The organism is Frateuria sp. (genome assembly GCF_035943815.1).
GTDB lineage: Bacteria > Pseudomonadota > Gammaproteobacteria > Xanthomonadales > Rhodanobacteraceae > Frateuria_A.
On sequence record NZ_DASZBU010000009.1, the window covers coordinates 154,428 to 176,789 of the forward strand.

At 69.8% G+C, this 22,362-nt stretch carries 19 protein-coding genes; 10 read left to right on the plus strand and 9 right to left on the minus strand.

From position 1 onward, the window contains the following. Window positions 1-28: 28 nt before the first annotated feature. The 6 genes from VGU65_RS05695 to VGU65_RS05720 all read left to right on the plus strand — a co-directional run bounded on the left by VGU65_RS05695 (window position 29) and on the right by VGU65_RS05720 (window position 3,299). On the plus strand, window positions 29-649 hold the full coding sequence (locus tag VGU65_RS05695) for a YbhB/YbcL family Raf kinase inhibitor-like protein (protein WP_327473680.1): 621 nt from the start codon (window positions 29-31) through the stop codon (window positions 647-649). 124 nt (window positions 650-773) lie between these two features. Next, the gene (locus VGU65_RS05700) at window positions 774-929 is read left to right on the plus strand and encodes a DUF1328 domain-containing protein (RefSeq protein ID WP_091335435.1); all 156 of its coding nucleotides are present in this window, start codon (window positions 774-776) and stop codon (window positions 927-929) included. Window positions 930-1,048: 119 nt separating this feature from the next. After that, window positions 1,049-1,408 carry an ElaB/YgaM/YqjD family protein gene (locus tag VGU65_RS05705; protein ID WP_327473763.1) on the plus strand — a complete coding sequence of 120 codons (360 nt, stop codon included), beginning with the start codon at window positions 1,049-1,051 and terminating at the stop codon, window positions 1,406-1,408. Window positions 1,409-1,432: 24 nt separating this feature from the next. Further along, window positions 1,433-1,882, plus strand: a complete 450-nt coding sequence (locus tag VGU65_RS05710) for an ABC transporter ATP-binding protein (protein ID WP_327473685.1) — start codon at window positions 1,433-1,435, stop codon at window positions 1,880-1,882. Then, window positions 1,879-2,160 (plus strand): hypothetical protein, encoded by a 282-nt coding sequence (locus tag VGU65_RS05715; protein WP_327473687.1) that lies wholly within the window; start codon window positions 1,879-1,881, stop codon window positions 2,158-2,160. The genes VGU65_RS05710 and VGU65_RS05715 overlap by 4 nt, the downstream gene beginning before the upstream one ends. After that, window positions 2,157-3,299 carry an AI-2E family transporter gene (locus VGU65_RS05720; RefSeq protein WP_327473689.1) on the plus strand — a complete coding sequence of 381 codons (1,143 nt, stop codon included), beginning with the start codon at window positions 2,157-2,159 and terminating at the stop codon, window positions 3,297-3,299. The genes VGU65_RS05715 and VGU65_RS05720 overlap by 4 nt, the downstream gene beginning before the upstream one ends. Window positions 3,300-3,317: 18 nt before the next feature. Here the strand turns inward: VGU65_RS05720 and VGU65_RS05725 are convergent, their stop codons facing one another. From VGU65_RS05725 to VGU65_RS05755, 7 genes are all read right to left on the minus strand, one after another. Then, complete coding sequence (locus tag VGU65_RS05725) at window positions 3,318-4,289, minus strand: TolB-like translocation protein (RefSeq protein ID WP_327473690.1); 972 nt, start codon at window positions 4,287-4,289, stop codon at window positions 3,318-3,320. A 118-nt stretch (window positions 4,290-4,407) separates the two neighbouring features. After that, window positions 4,408-5,160, minus strand: coding sequence for a LytR/AlgR family response regulator transcription factor (locus VGU65_RS05730; protein ID WP_327473692.1), 753 nt, complete (start codon window positions 5,158-5,160; stop codon window positions 4,408-4,410). Then, window positions 5,157-6,269 (minus strand): sensor histidine kinase, encoded by a 1,113-nt coding sequence (locus VGU65_RS05735; RefSeq protein ID WP_327473694.1) that lies wholly within the window; start codon window positions 6,267-6,269, stop codon window positions 5,157-5,159. The genes VGU65_RS05730 and VGU65_RS05735 overlap by 4 nt, the downstream gene beginning before the upstream one ends. 99 nt (window positions 6,270-6,368) lie before the next feature. Next, window positions 6,369-8,066, minus strand: coding sequence for a TolB-like translocation protein (locus VGU65_RS05740; protein ID WP_327473696.1), 1,698 nt, complete (start codon window positions 8,064-8,066; stop codon window positions 6,369-6,371). Window positions 8,067-8,394: 328 nt separating this feature from the next. Then, complete coding sequence (locus tag VGU65_RS05745; protein WP_327473698.1) at window positions 8,395-9,870, minus strand: efflux transporter outer membrane subunit; 1,476 nt, start codon at window positions 9,868-9,870, stop codon at window positions 8,395-8,397. 1 nt (window position 9,871) lies between these two features. Next, window positions 9,872-13,060: an efflux RND transporter permease subunit gene (locus VGU65_RS05750; protein WP_327473700.1), complete on the minus strand. Its 3,189-nt coding sequence runs from the start codon at window positions 13,058-13,060 to the stop codon at window positions 9,872-9,874. 153 nt (window positions 13,061-13,213) lie between these two features. Next, on the minus strand, window positions 13,214-14,410 hold the full coding sequence (locus VGU65_RS05755; protein ID WP_327473702.1) for an efflux RND transporter periplasmic adaptor subunit: 1,197 nt from the start codon (window positions 14,408-14,410) through the stop codon (window positions 13,214-13,216). A 148-nt stretch (window positions 14,411-14,558) separates the two neighbouring features. On the opposite strand from VGU65_RS05755, the gene VGU65_RS05760 reads away from it, so the two are divergent. Then, window positions 14,559-15,521, plus strand: a complete 963-nt coding sequence (locus VGU65_RS05760; protein WP_327473703.1) for a LysR family transcriptional regulator — start codon at window positions 14,559-14,561, stop codon at window positions 15,519-15,521. A 52-nt stretch (window positions 15,522-15,573) separates the two neighbouring features. Here the strand turns inward: VGU65_RS05760 and VGU65_RS05765 are convergent, their stop codons facing one another. After that, window positions 15,574-16,371: an undecaprenyl-diphosphate phosphatase gene (locus VGU65_RS05765; protein WP_327473705.1), complete on the minus strand. Its 798-nt coding sequence runs from the start codon at window positions 16,369-16,371 to the stop codon at window positions 15,574-15,576. Window positions 16,372-16,642: 271 nt separating this feature from the next. Here VGU65_RS05765 and glnA point away from each other — a divergent pair, with 271 nt between their 5' ends. After that, window positions 16,643-18,052 (plus strand): type I glutamate--ammonia ligase, encoded by a 1,410-nt coding sequence (gene glnA, locus VGU65_RS05770; RefSeq protein WP_327473707.1) that lies wholly within the window; start codon window positions 16,643-16,645, stop codon window positions 18,050-18,052. Between the two features lie 60 nt (window positions 18,053-18,112). Here the strand turns inward: glnA and VGU65_RS05775 are convergent, their stop codons facing one another. Further along, window positions 18,113-19,624, minus strand: a complete 1,512-nt coding sequence (locus tag VGU65_RS05775; protein WP_327473709.1) for a T6SS phospholipase effector Tle1-like catalytic domain-containing protein — start codon at window positions 19,622-19,624, stop codon at window positions 18,113-18,115. A 150-nt stretch (window positions 19,625-19,774) separates the two neighbouring features. Between VGU65_RS05775 and VGU65_RS05780 the strand changes: the two genes are divergently transcribed. Both VGU65_RS05780 and ntrC read left to right on the plus strand, forming a co-directional pair. Next, window positions 19,775-20,764: a two-component system sensor histidine kinase NtrB gene (locus tag VGU65_RS05780; protein WP_327473711.1), complete on the plus strand. Its 990-nt coding sequence runs from the start codon at window positions 19,775-19,777 to the stop codon at window positions 20,762-20,764. 102 nt (window positions 20,765-20,866) lie between these two features. Continuing rightward, window positions 20,867-22,240 (plus strand): nitrogen regulation protein NR(I), encoded by a 1,374-nt coding sequence (ntrC, locus tag VGU65_RS05785; protein ID WP_327473712.1) that lies wholly within the window; start codon window positions 20,867-20,869, stop codon window positions 22,238-22,240. Window positions 22,241-22,362: the final 122 nt, after the last annotated feature.

Consider the following 22,362-nt stretch of genomic DNA (forward strand, 5'->3'; position numbering starts at 1 on the left):
CGCGACGCAACCACCGAAGGAGAGGCCTATGCAACTGCGCAGCGACGATTTCCAGCACGGCCGGCCGATCCCGGCCAAGTGCGCCTTCGGCAAGCCCGGCGACCGGATCGCCCTCTCCGACAACCTCAGCCCGCACCTGGCCTGGCGCGATGCGCCGCCGGGCACACGCTCGTTCGTGCTCACCTGCATCGACTCCGATGCGCCCAGCCGCGGCGACGACGTCAACAAGGAAGGCCGCACGGTCGGCGCCGACCTGCCGCGGGTGGAGTTCGTGCACTGGCTGATGGCCGACATCCCCGCCGAGTGCGGAGAACTGGGCGAGGGTTCGTGCAGCCGCGGCGTCACCCCGCACGGCAAGCGTGCACCGTCGGGCCCGCCCGGCAGCGTGCAAGGCGAGAACGACTACGGCGGCTGGTTCGCCGCCGATCCGCAGATGGCCGGCACCTACCTCGGTTACGACGGCCCGTGCCCGCCGTGGAATGACGCACGCGTGCACCGCTACCATTTCCGGCTGCACGCGCTCGACGTGGCGTCGCTCGGCCTGGCCGCCGGCTTCGGGATCGACCAGCTGCGTGCGGCGATGGCCGGTCACGTGCTGGCCAGCGCGGAACTGACCGGAACCTACGCGATCAATCCGCACGCGTCATGAACGAAGGGCACGCTGGCACGCGCCTCTTCACATGCAGATGGCAACCCCTGTGGATGAATGGAAAGCGTCTGGCCTTGCAGGCCGGCCCACAAGGGAATCCGCTCTCACCCGTGAGGAAGCCGTCATGCTGCACTACGCCATTGTCTTTCTGGTCATCGCCATCATCGCTGCCATCCTCGGTTTTGGCGGCATCGCCGGCGCGGCCGCCGGCATAGCGAAGATCCTGTTCGTCATTTTCCTGATTCTGGCAATCATCGCCTTCTTCCGCCGCGCCAGTTGAGCGGCGGCGCCACCTAACACCGGGAGAACGCCATGACCAACTCCACCCACAGTTCATCCAACCCGCGTGACAACGGCTTGAATCCGGCGGTACCGAACCCGGCGATGGCCGATGCGCGCATGGCCGATGTGACCGGCGGCCAGTCCAGGGCAAATGACCGTATCGACCAGAGCGCGGAGCGCGTCAAGCACGCCACCTCCGAGGCGGTGGCGCGCACCAAGCAGGTGGTCAACGAGACCGCCGACAAGGTCGAAGCCGGCGTACACCACGCCACCGACAAGGCCGCCGGCGCAGTGCACCGTGCCAACGACAAGGCCGCGGACCTGGCCGACCGCGGCCGTGAACTGCGCGACGACACCATGGACAAGGCCGATGCCTGGATGGCGCAGGCGCGCGCCTACGTGCGCGAGAAGCCGCTGCAGTCGATCGCCATCGCGGTGGGCGCCGGCTGGCTGCTGGGGCGTATCCTGCGTCGTTGATCCTTTCGCTGACGGGTGCCAGGGATGCCTGAGGCCGAACAAGTCGACCCCGAGGGGGGCGCCCGGACGCCGCCGCACACCGGCGTGCTCGCCGAGTTCGGCCAGCTCGCCGCCGCGGTCAAGGAGCTGTTCGGAGCGCAGCTGGAATTGCTGTCGGCCGAGATCGGCCTGGCGCGCAGCGCGATCTCCTGGATGCTGCTGGCCGGCCTGGCCGCCACCATCGCGGGCGTCGGCCTGGGCCTGACCCTGCTGGCGCTGGTCGGCGTGCTGCTGGCCAAGTGGTTCGCCTCCTGGGTCTGGGCCTTGCTGGCGCTGGCCGTGCTGCAACTGGTGTTTCTGCTGGTCGCGATCGTGTTCTTCCGCCGTTGCATGCACTGGATGACCCTGCCCGCCACTCGCACCGAATGGAGTGCGATGATGCGCGAGACGCGGGCACGAGCCCGGCGCCGGGTGGAACGGGAGGACGCGGCATGAGCATGTTCGGCCAGCACGCGCGGGTACGGTCCGCGCAACGACGCATGAGCGAAGCGCGCCGCGCGGTCGCGGTGCCGGCTTCCGCCCTGCTTGCGCGTGGCGAGCGGCATCCGCTCGTCGTCCTGGGAATCGCCGCCGGGGCCGGCCTGGTGATGGGCCGCATGGATGTGCATCCGATGCGCGTGCCGGGCATGAGCGGGCTGATCGGCGGCGTGATGAGCGAACTGACCGCCTTGGGTGCGGGTTTCCTGGCGCACGCCACCAACGAGGACGCATGAACCTGCCCGATCCCGACGTCACGCCGGCTGCGGTCGACGTGGCGTCCGCTGCCGCGCTGCCGGTTGCGCCGGCGTCGCCGCCGTTGCGAGCGGCACGCACCTTGCGGCGTCACCTGCTGGCGGTGCGCTTCGTGCTCAACGCCTTGCTGGTGCTGGCGCTGCTCTACACCGTCACGATCACGCGCGTGCTGCTGATCCCGCTGGTGCTGGCCGCGTTCATCGGCCTGGCGCTCAACCCGATCGTCGCCGCGGGCGCGCGCCATCGGTTGCCGCGCTGGCTGACCGCCAGCGTGCTGATGCTCGTCCTGCTTACCGGACTGGGCGCCGGCATCGGCGCGCTGACGCAACCGGCACTGGGCTGGTTCCACGGAGCACCGGCGGCGATCAAGAGCTTCGTGCCCAAGCTGCGCAGCGTGACCAAGCCGCTGGAGGCGGCCAACCGCGCCACGCAGAGCCTGGTCGGCGGCCCGGTGCGGGCCGCGCCGACGCAGCCGACCGCGGTGGCGATCTCCGCCTGGGACGTGGTCTCCACCGCGCCCAAGGTGCTGGCCGCGGTGCTCACGGTGGTGCTGCTGGTGTTCTTCTTCCTGATCTACGGCGACTCGCTGTTGCGCCGGCTGGTGGAGATCTCGCCCAGCTTCGCCTACAAGCGCCACGCGGTGGAGATCGTGCGCAGCATCCAGGTCGAGGTCTCGCGCTACCTGCTCACCGCGTTGCTTATCAATGCAACCCTCGGCGCCCTGACCACGCTGATGCTGTGGCTCTACCACGTACCCGATCCGCTGCTGTGGGGCGCGGTGGCGATGATGGCCAACTTCATCCCCTACGTAGGCGCCATCGTCACCACGGTGGTGCTGGCGCTGGTGGGCCTGATCAATGCCCACGAGCTGGGCGCCGCGCTGTTGCCGGCGTTGACCTTCGCCGGCATGACCGCGATCGAGGGCAACCTGATCACGCCGATGATCCAGGGCCACCGCATGCGCTTGTCGCCCATCGCGATCCTGATCTGGCTGCTGGTGTGGGGCTGGCTGTGGGGCATCCCCGGCGCGCTGCTGGCGGTGCCGATGCTGACCAGCTGCAAGCTGATCGCCGAGCGCGTGCGCGGCTGGGGCTGGTTCGCAGTGATGGTGCAGCGCTAGGCGGACGGCCCTTTCGTATCAGCGACCGATCCCGTGGTCGCGCAGCACGCCGGCGATATCGAAGCGCCAGAGGTTGCGCGAGCCGTTGAGCGGACCTTCCAGCCGCCGCAGCAGCGAGTTCGAGTCGTCGCGCGGCTTGGGAAAGCGTGGTGCCTCCTCGCGGTTGCTCGAAACGTAGAGTTCGCCGAAATGCGGTCCGAGCGAGGGGGCGTTCTCCAGGCTTGCCGTGTTGACGTCGCCGCCCAGGTGCTCGGGCTTGCCCCAGCGGCCGTCGCTCTGGCGGAAGGCGATGTAGATGTCGGCGCTGCCCAGCGCGTCGCCCTCGTTGCCGGCGAACAGCAGGAAACGCTGTTGCGGGTCGATGCAGGGATCCATGCGGTTGTGCGAGGCATCGCCCAGGTCCACGCGCTCGGGTGACGCATAGCCTTGCGCGGTGCGCCGCGCCACGTAGATCTGGTAGAGCCTGCCCGAGTCCGGCCGATGAGCGGAGAAGTAGATGTCGCCGTTGGCCGCGATCGAGGGGTTGTACAGCTGCGCGCCGTCGTTGAGCGCGCCCTCGACGTGCACCGGCTCGCTCCAGCGGCCGTCCGACTGGCGCTCCACGTACCAGAGGTTGGTGCCGGCGAAGCGCTGGCCGGACTGCTCGACCTCAAGCGCCGGGCCGCCCGCGCGCGGTGGACGGTTGGAGACGAAGTAGAGGCGCTTGCCGTCCGGCGCGTAGGTTGGCTCCGAATCGTGCCAGCGGCCCGAGAACGGGGCGACCTCGGGCTTCGACCAGTGACCTCCTTCGCGGTGCGAGACCAGGATGGTGTCGTCCTTCTCGGCGAAGTCCGAGCGCATGAAGAACAGCGTGCCGCCATCCGGCGAGACCGCGGCCGAGGTTTCCTGCAGGCCGGTGGAGATCACGCCGGCGCCAAGCAGCTCGGCGCCGGAGCAGGTGGCACAGGCCATGGCAAGGGCCAGGGCCCAGGCGGAGCGGGGCAGTCGCATGCGGCGGTCCTCGTGGAGGGAGCGGCCAGCGTGCTTCGCCTTCGCCCGGGCTGCCGCGGGTTTGTGACCAGCGGTCGCCGTGGCGGGGCTGGCGGCCATCCGGCGCAGGTCAGGGGCGTCAGGCCATGCCGAGCGCGCGCCGCGCGTGCAGGCGGAAGCGCCGGCTCAGGTTCAGCCGCGTGCCGTCGTGCAGCACCACCTCCGCGTTCCCCTGGAACAGCGGGTGGATCTCGCGGATGCGCTCGAGGTTCACCAGCGTGCCGCGGTGGATGCGCAGGAAGCGACCGGGATCGAGCGTGGCGAGCAGCCCTCGCAGCGTCTCGCGGTGCAGGTAGGCCTGCTTGCCCACGTGGATGTGCACGTAGTTGCCGTCGGCTTCGATCCAGTCGATGGCGTCCACCGCGATCACGCGGATGTGCTCGCCTACGCGCACGCTCAGTCGCTGCACCGGTTCGCTTGTCGCTGGCGCGATGCCGGCCGGCGTGCGTGCATGCAGCCCGCGCCAGTGCCGGCGCACGCGCGCCAGGGCCTGGTCGAAGCGCGCCTGGTCGATCGGCTTCAAGACGTAGTCCAGCGCATTGGCGTCGAACGCCCGCAGCGCGTGCTGGCCGTAGGCGGTGGCGAAAACCACCATCGGCAGCGTATCGGGCTTGAGCTGGTGCAGCAGCCTGAAGCCGTCCAGGCCCGGCATGCGGATGTCCAGGAACAACAGATCCGGCGCGAGCGCGGCGACGGCCTGCATCGCCTCGGCGGCGTTGCCGCATTCCCCGACGATCTCGAAGTCCGCATGCGCCGCCAGCGCCTGGCGCAGCGCCAGGCGGGCCAGCACCTCGTCGTCGACCAGCAGGGTGCGGATGGGTCCGGTGCTCATGCCGCGTGCTCGCGAAAGGGCAGGCGCAGTTCCACCCGCGTACCGCCCCCGGCCCTGCGGTTGAGCTCCAGGCTGGCCGCTGCGCCGAACAGCACGGCCAGCCGTGCCCGCGTGTTGCCCAGGCCCAGGCCCTCGAGCGGCCTGTCCGGCGGCAGGCCCAGGCCGTCGTCGTCGATGCGCAGGTGCAGCAGGTCGCCGTCGCGGCGGCTGGCAATGTAGAGGTTGCCAGGCTCGGGCTTGGCCAGCAGGCCGTGGCGCAGCGCGTTCTCCACCAGCGGCTGCAGGATCATGCTGGGCACCGCCGCGCGCAGCGTGTCCTGCGCCACGTCCAGCCGCGTGTCCAGCCGGTCCTGGAAACGCACCCGCTGGATGTCCAGGTAGCAACGCAGGAACTCCATCTCCCGCGCCAGCGGGATCTCGGCGGCGTGGCCCTCCTCCAGCGTCAGGCGCAGCAGGTCGCTCAGCCGCGCGATCATCAGCCGCGCCTGCAGCGGGTCGGCCAGCGCCAGCGCGGAAATCGCGTTGAGCGTGTTGAACAGGAAGTGCGGCTGCAGCTGCATGCGCAGCGCCTGCAGCTCGGCCTGAGCCAGCTGGGTCTGCAGCTGCGCGCTGCGCAGCTGTTCGTCGCGCAGCCGCCGCCGCGATTCCAGGCCGCGCAGCACCACCAGGATGATCCAGTAGGTGAGCACCGCCAGGTGGTAGCTGTAGGCGAACTCCATGGCGACGTAGCTGCCCAGCGTGTGCACCGGCATGCGGCCGGGGCCGCACACGAGCCAGAACAGCGACAGCTGCACCAGCATGTGCAGCAATGCCAAGGCCAGCCCCGCGGGCACATGCACCGCGCAGAAGCGCCGCCAGCCGCCGTCGGCGCCGCGCCGTCCGAGCCAGGCCACCAGCGGCACCAGCGCCATCCACAGCCAGAAGGTGGACAGGTTCCACACCAGGGCGCGCGACCAGCCGGGCGGATGCCCCTCGCTGATCGAGGACAGGCCGGCGCTGAGCGTGTAGGAGAGCGCCAGCAGGGTCCAGAAGACGAACGCCAGCGCTTGGCGCCCGAGCCGCGCGCTCGTCGGTGGGGCGGGCACCACGCCGCCGCGGACAGGTTCCATCTCAGCGCTCCCGCGCAGGCCAGGGTCTGCAGTGTGCAGGCTGCCGGCGGGCGGGGAAAGGAGCGTCATCGACCAAGGTGCCTCGTCGACCAAGGTGCCTCATCGACCCCTGGCGTGCTGCCCGAGCCAGGCAGCGAGGGCGAAGCGATGGATGCGCCGGTCCGGCCCGCTGAAGTACAGGCCGGACAGGTCCGGCGCCAGGCGCGACTCGATGCCGGAGGGCCCCAGCGGAACCGGCGTGCCCCAGCCCCGGCCATGGGCGAAGGCGATGAAGATCGCGCTGCTGCCGGCGGTCGAGGGCGGCCGGTCGGAACTGAACACGATGTAGGACTGGTCCGGCGCGATCGCCGGATCGTAGTCGGCCACCCGGCCGTCGCTGAAGGAGAGCGGCTCGGGCGGCAGGTAACGGCCTTGCGCGAAGCGGCTGCGATACAGACGGAAGTGGCCGGTCGCCGGGTCCGGCTGCATGAAATACACGCTGCCGTCCGCCGCCACGGCGGGCGCATAGACCGACGTAGCGGCGTTCAGCGGCAAGGGCAGGTGGATCGGTTCGCCCCAGCCGCCGGCGGTGCGGTCCGCGCGCCACAGGTTGCCGCCGCGGCCGGGCGCGGATTGTCCTTCGTAGTCGCCATCGAGCGCTTTGCCGCCCGGTCGCGCCGGCCGGTTGGAGACGAACACCAGGTACGAGCCATCCGGCGCCATCGCCGGCTCCAGGTCCATCCATGCCTTGCCCGAGAACGGTGCTGGTTGCGGTGCCGACCAGAGCGCACCCTGCCGTTGCGAGACGTATACGCGGCGTGTGGCGGCGCGGCCGCGCGCGAACACCACCGTGCGCCCGTCGCGGCTGAAGGCGGGCGAGGCGTCGTCGGGCAGCGTCCATGGCGCCTCCACGGCGGGGCCGGCGGCGATCCACGGCGCCAGCGAGAGCTGCCACACGTTGTCGTTGCCGCCGCTGCCGCCCTGGCCCGTGGCACGGTCGCTGGAGAAGTACAGGGTGCGATGGTCCGGGCCGAGCTGGCTGCTCATGTTGCTCGTACCCTGGTTGGCGATGTCCCCCAGGTCCTGCGGCGTGGTCCAGCCGTCCGCCGTGCGGAAGGCGATCGCCAGGCGGTACGCCGTGCTCGGCGCACGCTTGAGGCTGACCACCAGGAACGAACCGTCGGGCGCGACGGCCGGATCGCGGATCGTCGTGTCCGCGTCGGTGAGCTTGACCACCTCGGGCGCGAGGTAACGGCCTTGCCGGTAGGTCGCATGCATCAGGCGCAATGGCGGGCGCGGGCCGTCGCAGCCGATGTAGTAGAGGCCACCATCGGCGGTGACGCTCGGCGCGAAGGTCGTCGGGCAGCTGTTGACAAGGTCGGGCAGGTGCACCGGCGCGCTCCAGCCATCGCCCTTGCGGTCGACCCGCCACAGATTCATGCCGCGGCCGGGATAGCGCTTTCCGTTGTAGGTCATGTCGACCGGCGCATTGCCGTGGGTCGGCCGGTTGGAAACGAACAGCAGGTAGGAGCCGTCCGGCGCCATCGTCGGGTCGAGGTCACGCCAGCGGCCGGAAAACGCCGCCGGGCGCGGTGTCGACCAGCCGTTGCCGGTGCGCCGCGATTCCAGCACGGTAAAGCCGGCCCCGGTGCCGCGCATGAAGTACACCTCGGCGCCGTCCGGCGTGAATGCCGCAGCGCCTTCTCCGCCCGGCCCGGAGATCACGCCCGGTGCGAACAGCGTGGGTGCGTCCTGGCCGGCGGCGAACGCCGGTACGGCCGCGGCCAGCAACAGGACGAGCAGGCGGATCCGGCGCATGGGTTTCTCCACGACGCCCGCACGCGCGGGCATCCCCCAGGCTAGGCCCGGGGTGCGTGGCCGTCGTGCGGGATGGGGCGAGCGGTCGCGTCGTGTAGACGAACGGTGGGAGCGGCGGGCCGGCGGTGCCATGCCGCCGGCCCGAAGGTCGCGCACGGAGGGGTGGACGGGCGGAGCCAGGGCGTGCTCACACGCCTGGCCCTCGCCGGCACGGGGCAGGGGACGATACGAGCCGGCGTCTTCCGCCGAGGGTGGGCCGCGGGAGCATGGCGAGTGCGAAGCGACGTCCGGCTTCCGGTCGCTGCCGCGTCCCTGCGCCTCGTACGCGTCAGCGCGCCGCGGCCAGCGCGCTGCAGCGCTCGTCGGCGCAGGCCTGCCAGCCGCCGCCGAGCGCCTTGTACAGCGCGATGGCGCGCAGGTCGATGCCGGCTTCCGCTTCGGCCAGCTGGTCTTGGGCCGAAAGCTGCGTGCGCTGGGCGTCGAGCAGCTCCAGGTAGTCGATCGCGCCGGCTTCGTAGCGGATCTTCGCCAGCTGCGCCGCACGCTCGCTTTGCCGGGCCTGCTCGAGCAGGTGCTGCACGCGCTCGCGCTGCTGGTTGTAGCCCACCAGTGCGTCGTCCACGTCCTCCAGCGCGCGCAGCACGGTGCGCTGGTAGAGGGCGAGCGCCGCGTCGGCACGCGCTTCGCTGGCCTGCACGCCAGAGCGCACGCGCTGCACGTTCAGGCCCGACCAGCGGATGCTGGGCGCGACCGACCAGGCGCGCGTCGCCGGGCTGCCGAAGTCGTTGCTGCGCCCGGCCAGGAAGCCGAGGAAGCCGCCCAGCGTGACGTGCGGGAACCAGTCCGCCTTGGCCACGCCGATGCGCGCGGTGGCGGCAGCGAGCTCGCGTTCGGCGACGCGGATGTCCGGGCGGCGCTTCAACACATCGCCGGCATTGCCGATGGGGAGCACGGTATCGATCGGCGTGAAGTGCGCGCTCGACAGGTCGATGTCCAGTGCGCCGGGACGCTCGCCCAGCAGCACCGCCAGGCGGAAGCCGTCGGCCTGCGCCTGCGCGCGCAGCACCGGCAGCGTGGCCTCGACGCCGGCCAGCCGTGCGCGGGCGCTGGCCACGTCCTGTTCCGAACCGGTGCCGAGCGCTGCGCGGCTCTGGATAAGTTCCAGCGCCTCGCGCTGGTTGGCGATGTCGCGTCCGGCCACCTCGATGCGCAGCTGCGTGCCGCGCAGATCGAAGTAGTTGCGCGCGACCTCCGCGAACAGCGTCACCTGCGCGTCCTGCAGCGAGGCGGCGGCCGCATCGCCGTCCGCGCGCGCGGCCTCGACGCCGCGGCGGACGCCGCCGAACAGGTCAAACTCCCAGCCCGCGTCGAAACCGGCCTGGTAGGCCGTCGTCGTGGTGCGCTGCTCGCTCACGCCGGGCGTCTGGCCGCGGCTGCGCGTGTAGCTCGCGCCGGTCCGGATATCGGGCCACCGTTCGGAACGCGCGGAGCCGAGCAGGGCGCGCGCTTCGTCGAGGTGTGCCAGCGCGATCTTCAGATCCGGTGCGTTCCTTGCTGCGCGGGTGATCAGGGCGTCGAGCGTCGGGTCGTTGAACTGCTTCCACCAGTCGGCCTGGACCTCGGCGTTGGACTGGCGTGCGGTGTCGATGCCCTGCAGCGTGACCGGCTTCTCCGCCGGGTGGTGGTAATCCGGGCCGACGTTGATGCAACCGGCGAGCAGGAGGGCAAGGGCCGACGCCAGTGCCTGCTTGGCTCCCTCGCCACGGAGGAAAGAGGGGGCGGCCTGATGGTGACTTTTTGACATTTCAATGCTCCTCGATCGCCGTCGGCAGTGCGGGGAGGCGCGCGGCACGCCGCGCTGCCGCACGCTCGCTCCAGCCGCGCACGATCACGTAGAACAGCGGGGTGAACAGAAGACCGAAGAAGGTCACGCCCAACATGCCGGAGAACACCGCCACGCCCATCGCGTGGCGCATCTCCGCACCGGCGCCGTGCGAGGTCACCAGCGGCACCACGCCCATGATGAAGGCGAACGACGTCATCAGGATCGGGCGCAATCGCAGGCGGGCCGCTTCCAGCACCGCCTGCCGGCGGTCCAGGCCTTCGTGGATCTGCGCCTCGCGGGCGAACTCCACGATCAGGATGGCGTTCTTGCAGGCCAGGCCCACCAGCACGATCAGGCCGATCTGGGTGAAGATGTTGTTGTCGCCGCCCGAGAGCCACACGCCGGCGATCGCGGACAACAGCACCATCGGCACGATCAGGATCACCGCCAGCGGCAGCGTCAGGCTCTCGTACAGCGACGCCAGCACCAGGAACACCAACAGCACGCAGAGCGGGAAGACCAGCACCGCGGTGTTGCCGGCCAGGATCTGCTGGTAGGTGAGCTCGGTCCACTCGTAGCTCATGCCGTTGGGCAGGTTGTCCTTGGCCAGCTTCTCCATCGCCGCCTGCGCTTGGCCGGAGCTGTAGCCCGGCGCAGGGCCGCCGTTGATCTCGGCGGTCGGGTAGCCGTTGTAGTGCTGCACGCGGTCGGGGCCGACACTCTGGTGCACGGTGACGAACGAACCGAGCGGGATCGCCACGCCCGCCGCGTTGCGCGTCTTCAGCTGCAGGATGTCCTTCGGTTCGCGGCGGAAGCCCGGCGCGGCCGAGACGTTGACCTGGTAGGTGCGCCCGAAGCGGTTGAAGTCGTTGACGTAGAGCGAGCCCATGTAGGCCTGCATGGTCTGGTAGACATCGGCCAGGTTCACGCCCTCGGCCTTGGCCTTCTCGCGGTCCACCTCGGCGTCGATCTGCGGCACGCTCACCTGGTAGCTGGAGAACAGGCCCGCCAGCGCCGGTATGTGCTGGCTTTTGCCGATCAGATTCTGGGTCTGCTTGAACAGCTCCTCGAAGCCCTGGTCGGAGCGGTCCTCGACCTGGATGCGGAAACCCCCGATCGTGCCCAGGCCCATCACCGGCGGCGGCGGGAACACCGCGATGTAGGCGTCCTGGATCGCCGCGTACTTCTGGTTGAGCGCTCCGGCGATGGCGCCGGCGGAGAGTTCGGCGCTGCGCCGCTCCTCGAACGGCTTCAGCGTGACGAAGACGATGCCGGAGTTGGGCGAGTTGGTGAAGCCGTTGATCGACAGCCCCGGGAACGCCACCGCGCTCTCCACGCCAGGCTGCTTCAGGGCGATCTCGCTCATGCGGCGGATCACGTCCTCGCTGCGGTCCAGCGAGGCGGCGTCGGGCAGCTGTGCGAAGGACACCAGATACTGCTTGTCCTGCGAAGGCACGAAGCCGGTCGGCACGTGGATGAAGCCGAATACGCCCAGCAGCACCAGGACGCCGTAGATCACCAGCGCCGGCGCACCCTTGCCCAGCACGCGGCGCACGCCGCCGACATAGCGGTCCGCTCCGCGCACGAACATCCGGTTGAACGGTCGGAACAGCCAGCCGAAGGCGCGCTCGAGCAGAATGCTGAAGCGGTCCTTCGGCGCGCCGTGCTCCTTGAGCAGCAGCGCGGACAGCGCCGGGCTCAAGGTCAGCGAGTTGAACGCGGAGATCACCGTGGAAATCGCGATGGTGAGCGCGAACTGGCGGTAGAACTCGCCGGTCAGGCCGCTGATGAAGGCCGCCGGGATGAACACCGCGCACAGCACCAGCGCAGTGGCCACGATCGGTCCGGTCACCTCGGTCATCGCGCGACGCGTGGCTTCCTTGGGATTCAGCCCATGCTCGATATGCCGCTCGACGTTCTCCACCACCACGATGGCGTCGTCCACCACGATGCCGATGGCGAGCACCAGGCCGAACAGGCTCAAGGCGTTGAGCGAGAAGCCGGCCAGGTACATCACCGCGAAGGTGCCCACCAGCGAGACCGGCACCGCCACCAGCGGGATGATCGAGGCGCGCCAGGTCTGCAGGAACAGGATCACTACCAGCACGACCAGCAGGATCGCCTCGAACAGCGTGTGCACCACCGCCTCGATCGAGCCGCGCACGAACACGGTCGGGTCGTAGACGATCTTGTAGTCGACGCCCTGCGGGAACTCGGACTTCAGCCGCGCCATGGTGGCGCGCACCTCGTCGGAGATCTGGATCGCGTTGGAGCCGGGACGGGCGAAGATCGGCAGCGCCACCGCCGGCTTGTTGTCGAGCAGGCTGCGCAGCGCGTAGTTGTTCGAGCCCAGTTCAACCCGCGCCACGTCGCGCAGGTGCGTGACCGCGCCGTCCCTGGTCGTGCGCAGCACGATGCTTGCGAAGTCGTCCTCGGTGACCAGGCGGCCGCGCGTGTTGATGTTGAGCTGGAAGGCCGCGCCGTTGGGCGCCGGCGGCGCGTTCAACGAGCCGGCGGCCACGTCCACGTTCTGCTCGCGGATCGCGTTGACCACGTCGCCGGTGGTCAGGCCGCGCATGGCCAGCTTCTCCGGGTCGAGCCACACGCGCATCGAGTACTCGCCGGCGCCGAACAGCTGCACGTCGCCCACACCGTCCAGCCGCGCGAGCTGGTCCTTGATGTGCAGCCGCGCGTAGTTGGACAGGTACAGCATGTCGTAGCGCTGGTCGGGCGAGATCAGGTGCACGACCATGGTGAGGTCGGGCGAGCTCTTCTGCGTGGTCACGCCGAGCCGCTGCACTTCCTCGGGAAGGCGCGGCAGGGCCTGCGCCACGCGGTTCTGCACCTGCACCTGGGCATTGTCCAGGTTGGTGCCCAGCGCGAAGGTCACCGTCAGCGTCATGGCGCCGTCGCTGGTGGCCTGCGAGGAGGTGTAGAGCATGCCCTCGACGCCGTTGATCTGTTCCTCCAGCGGCGTGGCCACCGTGGCGGCGATCACCTTGGGATTGGCGCCCGGATAGCTGGCGCGCACCACCACCGTGGGCGGCACCACTTCCGGGTATTCCCCGATCGGCAGCTTGAACAGCGAGATCGCGCCGGCGATCACGATCAGCACCGACAGCACGCCGGCGAGGATCGGCCGTTCCACGAAATATTGGGCGAGTTTCATCGTTGGTTTCCCTGGTGCATCGGTGCCTTCCGTGGATGGAAGGCTGGAAGGACGCCCTTGCGCAGGACGTCGGCTTCCGGCCCTCTTCCGCCGGGGCGGAAGAGGGAGCTGTGGATTTCCCCTGTGGCGGCCGTCAGCGACCGCGGGCCTTCATCAGTTGCGCGCGGCGACCTTGCCGTTGCCGCCGGCCGCCTGCGCGAGGCGGTTGCCCGCATCCAGGCTGCGGCTCTCCATCGCCACTAGCGTCGCGTTGACCTGCATGCCCGGCCGCACGTGCTGCAGCCCGTTGACCACCACCACGTCCTTGGCGGAGAGGCCGTCGGTGACCACGCGCAGGCCGTCGACCAGCGGGCCCAAGGTCACCTTGCGGTACTCGACTTTGTGGTCCGGATCGAGCACGTAGACGAACTTGTTGCCCAGATCGGTGCCCACGGCGCGCTCGTCGATCAGCGCGCGCGGCCGCTGGCTCGGCGTGCGCAGTTCCAGGCGCACGTAAAGCCCCGGCGTGTAGCGGCCGTCGGCGTTGTCGAACACGGCGCGCAGGCGGATCGTGCCGCTGCCGGCATCGAGCTGGTTGTCCACGAAATCGATGTGGCCCGGGTGCGGGTAGCCGTCTTCATCGACCAGGCCCATCGCCACCTGCGGTGCCTGGCCGTGCTCGCGACGCAGGCGGTCGAGCTTCAGGTAGCTGTGCTCGTCGATGTCGAAGTAGGCATACACCGGGTCGATGCTGACCACGCTGGTGAGCACGTCCGCCGGCGTGACCAGGTTGCCGGCGGTGATCCGCGCGTTGCTGACGCGGCCATCGATCGGCGCGCGAACCTCGGTGAAGCTGCGGTCGAGCCGCGCCGCCTCCAGCGCCGCGCCGGTGGCGGCGGCCTGCGCCTTGGCGCTGGCCGCGGCGGTGTCCAGGCGGTCGGCTTCCTGCGTGGAGATCGCGTGCTGGGCCAACAGCTTCTGCGCGCGCTCGGCATTGGATTGGGCCAGCTTCTGCTCGGCGCGCATCTGGTTGAGCGTGGCGCCGAGGCGGTCGACTTCGGCCTGGTAGGGGCGCGGGTCGATGGTGAACAGCAGATCGCCCTGGCGCACCCGCGCGCCTTCCTTGAAATGCACGGCGGTGACGTAGCCGCTCACGCGCGGATGTACCTGGACCGTGTCCACCGCCTGCAGGCGCCCGGTGAAGGCATCGGTATCGCTGACCGGACGCACCAGCGTCTGCGCCACGGTGACCGCGGGGGGCGGCGGCGCACCGGCCTCCTGTGCGTGGCTTTCGCCATGGCTGCCGAGCACCGCCCAGCTGCCGGCCGCCACCGCAACCGCCAGGCTCAAGAGGATCCATCGCTTTTTCATGCCGTGCTCCCGGGTCTAAATTAATGCACCGATCGGTATAGGACCGGCGGAGGCCCGGGAGAATAGGTACACTTATCGGTACAGAAAACCGCGATCTTGTGCAATGCAATAGTGACGATGAGTCACGAATAACCCTGGAGTCGGCTCAATGGAAGACTTTGCAGCAATCTCCGCTTTCGTCCGCGTGGTCGAAGCCAAGAGCTTCGCCGCTGCCGCCGCGCAGCTTGGGATGACTCCGTCAGGGGTGAGCCGCGCGGTATCGCGGCTGGAGGAACGCCTGGGCGCACGCCTGTTGTTCCGTTCCACCCGCGCGTTGCGCCTGACCGACGACGGCGCCGTGTTCCATGCCCGCTGCAAGGACATCCTGGCGGACCTGGCCGAGGCTACCGAGGCGCTGGGCTACGCCAACCGCAAGCCGGTCGGCAAGCTGCGCGTGGGCCTGTCGCTGGCGGTCGGGCGTGCCGCGCTGATCCCGCGGTTGACCGAATTCGAACAGCGCTACCCCGACATCCGCCTGGAGCTGTCGATGAGCGACCTGCCGGCCGACATGAACGGCGAAGGCATCGATTGCGCCGTGCGCGTGGGCGAGCTGGAGGACTCCAGCCTGATCGCGCGCAAGATCGGCTACCTGCGCAACGTGGTGTGCGCCTCGCCCGACTACCTCGCCCGCTACGGCTCGCCGCAGACCATCGAGGACCTCAGGCGATACCGCTGCATCAACTACGTCTATCCCAACGGGCGTCCGCGGCAGTGGATGTTCGACGGCCCCGGCGGCGCGATCGCGGTGGACATCGATGCGCACCTGCTGATCAACGACGCCGAGTCGGTGATCCAGGCGGCGGCCGCGGGCTTAGGAATAACCCAGGCCCCGCACATGCTGGTCGCCTGCATGCTGGACCTGGGCAAACTCGAGTTGGTGATGCCGGAGATCCGCTCCACCGGCAAGCCCGTGTGGATCGTCTACCCGCAGAAAAAGCATCTGTCCGCGCGGGTGCAGGCCTTCATCGAGTGGGTGCGCGAGCTGTTCGAGCGGACCAACGAGCCGCAGTTGCGGATGCCCGTGCGCGATGCCGGCAAGGCGGGGCAGGGCGCCTCCGTCGCCCTGGCCTGAGCGGCCCGGCACGGCGAGCCAGGGCCCCGCAGCCGGAGCGGTGAAAGCCGGCTCAACCGCCGGCCGGCAGCCAGATCAGCAAGGCGGCACCCAAGGCGATGCGGTAGATCGCGAACGGCGTGAAGCGGTGCGTGCGGATGTAGCCGAGCAGCCACTTCACCGCGATGAAGGCGACGACCGCCGAGACTACGAAGCCGAGGGCGAGCGCGTTCCAGTCCTCGTGCGCCGCGCCGCCTTCCTTGAACACCTTGAGCAGCTCGTAGCCGGTGGCCGCGTACATGGTCGGGATGCCGACCAGGAACGCGAACTCGGTGGCGGCCGCGCGGTTGCTGGTGCCGGCCAGCATGCCGGCGAAGATCGTCGCCGCCGAGCGCGAGGTGCCCGGGAAGATGCCAGCGATCATCTGCGCGACGCCGACCAGGATCGCCACGCGCCAGGTGACCTCGCGCCGATCGGGCTGGTGCGCGGCCAGCGCCTCGGCGCCGAGCATCCACAGGCCGCCGATCACCAGTGCCCAGGCGATCGGCGTGACCGTCTCGGGCAGCTTGAAACCGAACTTCACCGCGATGAAACCCAGCACCGCCGTGATCAGGAAAGCCACGGTGAGCTTGGCGAGGTAGTCGCGGTTGGCCGCATCACGCCACTGGGTCAGCAGCTGCCACAGCCGCTTCCAGTAGATCAGCGTCACCGCCAGGATCGCGCCGGCCTGGATACCCACGTTGAACAGATCCGAGCGCGCACCCAGGTCCAGCTTCTCGGCGATCAGCAAATGGCCGGTGCTGGAGATCGGCAGGAACTCGGTGATGCCCTCGATGATGCCGAGCAGGATGACGCGGATCAGGTCGTTCACTCACACTCTCCGGGATGTGCCGGCAGCCGACACGAAATGGCATAGCTTACGGGCAAGCCGGCCGGTGGGGTAAGGGATCGCGTCGCACGTCCGTGGTGCATTGGTTGCACCATGATGGTGATTCTTGGACTCGCCGCCGTCCGCTGGAGGGTGACGCCGCCTTGCCGCCGGGTATGCTGCACCTTGGGTTACGGACACGGTTTCCCGTCCAAGGGACGCTGGCACGCGCATTGCATCTGTGGCGCATCCCTTCACCGTTCCGAGGCAGCCCATGACCGCCCAGAAAGTGCTCGACCTGATCGCCGAGAACGACGTCGAATTCGTCGACCTGCGTTTTGCCGACATGCTCGGCAAGCATCACCACGTGAGCTTCCCCGCGCACGCCATCGACGAGTCGACCTTCGAAGACGGCAAAATGTTCGACGGCTCCTCGATCCCGGGCTGGAAGGGCATCAACGAGTCGGACATGGTGCTGCTGCCCGACCCGGACACCGCGCACCTGGATCCGTTCTCGCAGCACAAGCAGCTGATCCTGCACTGCGACGTGCTCGAGCCCTCGACCATGCAGGCCTACGGCCGCGACCCGCGCTCGATCGCCAAGCGCGGCGAGGCGTTCCTCAAGTCCACTGGCATCGCCGACACCGCCTTCTTCGGTCCGGAGCCGGAGTTCTTCATCTTCGACTCGGTGCGCTGGCAGAACGACATGGGCCGCGTGTTCTACGAGATCGGTTCGGACGAGGCGTCGTGGAGCTCGCGCTACAAGTACGAGGGCCAGAACACCGGCCACCGCCCGGGCGTGAAGGGCGGTTACTTCCCGGTCTCGCCGGTCGACTCGCTGGGCGACCTGCGCGCGGACATGTGCAAGGTGCTCGAGTCGCTGGGCCAGGTGGTCGAAGTGCACCACCATGAGGTGGCCAACGCGGGCCAGTGCGAGATCGGCGTCCGGTTCAACACGCTGGTGAAGAAGGCCGACGAGCTGATGACGATGAAGTACGTCATCAAGAACGTGGCGCACCAGAACGGCAAGACCGTGACCTTCATGCCCAAGCCGATCGTCGGCGACAACGGTTCGGGCATGCACGTGCACCAGTCGCTCTCCAAGGACGGCCAGAACCTGTTCGCGGGCGAACTGTATGGCGGCCTGTCGCAGCTGGCGCTGTGGTACATCGGTGGCATCTTCAAGCACGCCAAGGCGATCAACGCCTTCGCCAATTCCACCACCAACAGCTACAAGCGCCTGGTGCCGGGCTTCGAGGCGCCGGTGATGCTGGCCTACTCGGCGCGCAACCGCTCGGCGAGCTGCCGCATTCCGTACGTGTCCAGCCCGAAGGGCCGCCGCATCGAGGTGCGCTTCCCCGACCCGATGAACTCCGGCTATCTGGTGTTCACCGCGCTGATGATGGCGGGGCTGGACGGCATCATCAACAAGATCGACCCGGGTGCGCCGGCCGACAAGGACCTCTACGACCTTCCGCCGGAAGAGGAGAAGAACATCCCGCAGGTGTGCGCAAGCCTGGACGAGGCGCTCAACGCGCTGGACAAGGATCGCGAGTTCCTCAAGGCCGGCGGCGTGTTCACCGACGACTTCATCGATGCCTACATCGAACTGAAGATGAAGGAAGTGACCGCCTACCGCGCCAGCACGCACCCGCTGGAATTCCAGATGTACTACGCGATCTGACGCGCAGCGACGGATGCGGGCGACGGGCGCTGCGGCGCCCGTCGTCGTTTCGGGCGGGCGTCAGGACCGCTCGACCGTCAGCAGCACGCTGCCGTGGTTGTTGGCGTAGGTCTGCCAGGCATCGTTGGCGTAGGCGTAGAGGTAGCCGCCGGCGGCCGGGGTGAAGCTCAAGCCTTCGCCGATCAGGATGGTTTCGCCCCTGGAGTCGCCCACGCCGTTGGCGACGAAACCCAGCAGGGCCAGCCATGGCGCGGACTCCACCCGGCGCGTCAGCCAGAAGTCGTTCTGGCTTCCGGTGACGGTGTTGAACAGGCTCTCCACCGAGTCCAGCGCCGAGGCGGCCAGCCGCGAGACGTCGGACAGGTGGTGGCCGCCGACCTCGCCGCCGGCTGGCGAGAACGGCGCGCTCCCGTCCAGCCATTCGCCGGTGCCGGCCAGGCGGTAGGTCACGCCCGCTTCCAGATACAGGCCGGTCGCGTTCCAGCGCTGCGAGGCATACACGTCCATGCTGGCGCGCTCGCCGGCGCCGAGCAGGCGGACGGGCCAGTAGTCGCCCTGGGTGATCGGCGGATTGGCCTGGCGCGCCAGCGCGCTCGCATGGAGCAGGCCGGCATCGACGCTCGCCTGCGCCACGCGCGCCACCGGGCGCGGGCAGGTGGGGCCAAGCTTGAACAGACCCTGGCGCGAGTCGTGCAGCACGCCCTGCGGATCGGGCCGCAGTTGCTCCAGCACGCCCTCGCGCAGGCGCAAGCCCAGCGCCTGCGCCTCTTCCATCATCCAGCGCAGCGCGATGTCCGACAGGCCCGCCTGCGCGTAGCCGCCGCCGACGTCGCCGTGCACGCCGGGAAACCACACCTGGTGCACCTTGTCCGGGCGCTTGATGTCGGTCCACAACGTGGGCGCGAAATCGGCGCGGCGCTCGTCCATGGCCAGCGCGTGGCGGGCGTTCTGGATCAACGGGCTGATGCGGGTGTCGTGGAACTGGTAGCGGCGCGGGTCACCGATGAAGCGCAGCACCGAAAGCTCCAGCGGAATGCCCAGCGCGCCGACCGTGTCCCACACGCCCATGAAGTGCACCGGCATGGTGCCGGCGGTGGGCTGGCCTGCCGCCACGCCGTGGAAAGCCCAGTCTTGCGCGTTGTCGAAAGGCTTGCCGCTGCGGTAGGCCTCGAATACGCGCTCCACCCGCGTCCACACCTCGGCCGGCGCCAGCTTGGGATCGGACAGATCCAGCAGGCCGCCGTGGGAAAGCAGTCCGCCCAGGCTGCGCACCGTGTACGCGCCGCGGCTGAAGCCGAACAGGAAGATCCGGTCGCCGTTGCGCCAGTTCACGGCCAGCCACTGGTACGCGCTCATGATGTTGCGCTCCAGCCCCGCGCCGGTGCCGCCGCCGACCCAGCGGTCGAGCAGCCCGCCGTTGGTGCCCACGCCCGGGTGGTAGTAGGCCAGTTGCTCCTCGTCCTTGATCAACGCGTTGTAGAGCCTGGCCACGTTGGTCGGCGCGGGCAGGCCTTGGTCGGTGTGCTCCAGAGTGTTCCAGGTGCCGTCGCAGCAGACGATCAGTTGGGTCATGGCCGCTCTCCTTGGATGGACTGGCGCCGGGTGGCTGCCGTGCACCCTACCCCCGTTTCCGTGGCTTGCGGTGCCTGCCCGTGCACACGGTAAGGCGCATTGCCCGGAGAGGCGATTGCACCAGCAAGGCGCAAAACCCATCATGGTGCAATGAACGAAGCCGACTGGCGCACATGGGCCGAGCAGGCGACGACCGGACTGGGCCTGGTCGATGCGGGATTGCGCCTGCGCTGGCTCAATCCCGCGATGGCCGAGGCGCTGGCGCTGGGGCCGCGGCGCGCGGTGGGCCAGCCACTGGCGACCTTGCTCGGCGATCGGGCGATCGAGGCTCAAGCCGCGCGCGCGCGCGACATGCAGCGCACGATGCACTGGCGTGGCCTTGCGCTACCCGGCGACCGTCAGTGCGACGCCGCGCTGCAACCGCTGGATGCGGACACCCTACTGCTGGAAGTGCACGTGCTGGCCACGCCCGCGGCAGAGGAGTCGCCCGTATCGGCCAGCCTGCGCGGTCTCGCGCACGAGGTGAAGAATCCGCTGGCCGGCCTGCGCGGCGCGGCGCAGCTGCTGGAGCGACGCGTGGGCGAGCCGGAACTCAAGGCGCTGGCCGGCGTGGTGATCGCCGAGGCCGACCGGCTGGCGGCGCTCGCCGATCGGCTGCTGCGCCGTGGCGGCGCCCCGCGGCGCGAGGCGCTCAACATGCATGCGGTGCTGGAGCGCGTGATCGCGTTGCTGGAAGCCGAGCCCGTGCCGCTCGTCATCCGCCAGGACTACGACCCCAGCCTGCCGGAGCTACTTGGTGACGCCGACCGCCTGCAGCAGCTGCTGCTCAACCTGGCGCGCAATGCACGCGAGGCCGGCGCGCGCACGCTCGTGCTGCGTACGCGGGCCGAGCACGGCGTGCGGGTGGGTGATCGCAGGCTGCGCACGGCCCTGCGCCTGGACGTGACCGACGACGGCGCCGGCGTGCCGGCCGCTCTGCGCGACACGCTGTTCGAGCCGCTGGTGTCCGGCCGCGCCGACGGCACCGGCTTGGGTCTCGCGCTGGCGCGGGAGATCGCGCACGAGCACGGCGGCGAGCTGCGCCATGGCGGTGGCCCGGGCGCCACCACCTTCACCCTGCTGCTGCCGCTGGAGCACTGAATGGCCGGGAACCGCAAACCGGGAAGCGGGAATCGCAAGGGCAAGCCGCGCCAGCCTGCGGGCCGGCCACCGGCGGCAGCGGGCGCCCTTGCCCCGCGTCCCGTGCAAGCGCCTGAAGTGTGGATCGTCGACGACGACCGCAGCATCCGCTTCGTGCTCGCCGCCGCCCTGCGCGACGCCAGCCTCGCCGTGCGCGAGTTCGGCGACGCGTCGGCGGTGCGCGCGGCCTTGCGCGAGGCGCGTCCGGCGCTGCTGCTGACCGACGTGCGCATGCCCGGCGAGGACGGGCTGGGCCTGCTCGCCGAGCTCCACGCGCAGGGCATCGGCCCGGTGATCGTGATGAGTGCCTACACCGACGTGGCCACCACCGCCGCGGCCTACCGCGCCGGCGCGGTCGACTACCTGGCCAAGCCGTTCGACCTGGACCATGCGGTGGACGTGGTGCGCCGTGCGTTGTCCGAGCAGCCCGCGGCGCCGGCCACGCCGGCCGCGCCGCCGGCGCATGCGCTGCTGGGCGAGAGCGCGCCGATGCGCGAGGTCTTCCGGCTGATCGGCCGCGTCGCCGCGAGCGATCTAAACGTGCTGGTCACCGGCGAGACCGGCACCGGCAAGGAGCTGGTGGCGCGCGCACTGCACGAGGAGAGCGCGCGCCGCGGCAAGCCGTTCGTGGCGCTCAACACGGCGGCGATCCCGAGCGAGCTGCTGGAGAGCGAACTGTTCGGCCACGAGGCCGGCGCCTTCACCGGTGCGGTGCGGCGCGTGGCCGGGCGCTTCGAGCAGGCCGAGGGCGGCACGTTGTTCCTGGACGAGATCGGCGACATGCCGCTGGCGCTGCAGACCCGCCTGCTGCGCGTGCTGGCCGGCGGCGAGTTCTATCGCGTCGGCGGGCGCGAGCTGGTCCGCGGCAACGTGCGCATCGTCGCCGCCACCCATCAGGACCTGGACGCGCGCGTGGCTGCCGGTCAGTTCCGTGCGGACCTCAAGCATCGGCTGGACGTGGTGCGCATCGAGCTGCCGCCGCTGCGCGCGCGCCGCGCCGACATCCCGCTGCTGGCGCGTCACTTCCTGGCATCGGCGGCGCAGGAGCTCAAGCTGCCGCCCAAGCGCTTCTCGCGCGCGGCGCTCAAGGCGCTGGAGCAGCGTGATTTCCCCGGCAACGTACGCGAGCTGGAGAACCTCTGCCGGCGGTTGGCGGTGATCGCGCGGGGCGCGGAGATCCAGCCGGCGGAGCTGGGTTCATCGCCTGCCTCGACCGCCGCCGGCGACTGGACCGCGGCGCTGCACGACTGGGCAGGCCAGGCGCTCTCGCGCGGCGAGGCGGACATCCATGCGCGCGCACGAGAGGCGCTCGATCGCACCTTGCTGGAGGCCGCGCTCGCGGCGCACGGGGGGCACCGGCAGCATGCGGCGGCAGCGCTGGGGGTGGGCCGCAACACGCTGACGCGCAAGCTGGGGGCATCGCGCAAGCGGAGCTGAGCAGGCCCTGTGCGAGGGCGGGCGAGGTCCGGCCGCGAGCCTTCTCCCCTGTTGCGGGAAAGAGGGGGCAGCGAGCGGTGCGGGAAAGCACGCCGTTTAGGGCAGAATCGCGATTCTTCGGA